The 638-nt window shown below is 47.5% G+C and carries 1 protein-coding gene; it reads right to left on the bottom strand.

Translation table 11 applies throughout. The features are described from left to right. Nucleotides 1-27 precede the first annotated feature (27 nt). Nucleotides 28-453: a hypothetical protein gene (locus R7O13_RS28130; RefSeq protein ID WP_318305354.1), complete on the bottom strand. Its 426-nt coding sequence runs from the start codon at nucleotides 451-453 to the stop codon at nucleotides 28-30. Between the last annotated feature and the right edge of the window lie 185 nt (nucleotides 454-638).

The following is a 638-nucleotide window of genomic DNA, read 5'->3' on the forward strand; positions in this document are numbered from 1 at the left end:
AGACCAATTGCGGCTCATAACGATTCCTTATCTTTGCATTTTGATGGCGGGATAGATGGTGGATTGTCCGTCGGTCAGTTCTCCGACCCACGTCATCGATGCTTGAGTGCAAACGGGCAACACGACTTCGCCAGAGTATTTTCCAGGTGCTATTTTCTTGAGGAGAAACTTCGGCTCACCCATTTCCATTTCTCTTCCTGAAAGGCTCAGAACCAACTGCTCTGCGTCACTTTTGTTCCATTCGACATCGAATTTAGCAGGAACAAGGGGCTGAGCATTATCGACATTGAGTGTCATAGTGACACCTTGTTGGACACATGCCGTTGTCGAGCGCAGGCAGTACTCATCAAGTGGTTTGACTGTCGAGGAAGAAGAGAAACTCTTGAGCAGCGTCGGGGCGTAGAATCCCGCAACGAGTGCGACCGCAATGGCGGCAATTTTTAACACTTTCATTAAGGTTCAGCATTTATCACTTAACATTAACCGCATCGTAGCACATATGTGTAACTCGCCAAGGCGTCTCCTCGACAATTTGTGCGTTATACCTAAATGATTTTGAGATGAATGAGTTAACGACTCATTGTGAGTCGGACTTGGGTTGAGAGCGTGTGCCGAACCACCGAATTGTCGGCTTTTTC

The sequence above is a fragment of the Vibrio sp. Y176 genome (assembly GCF_033438945.1).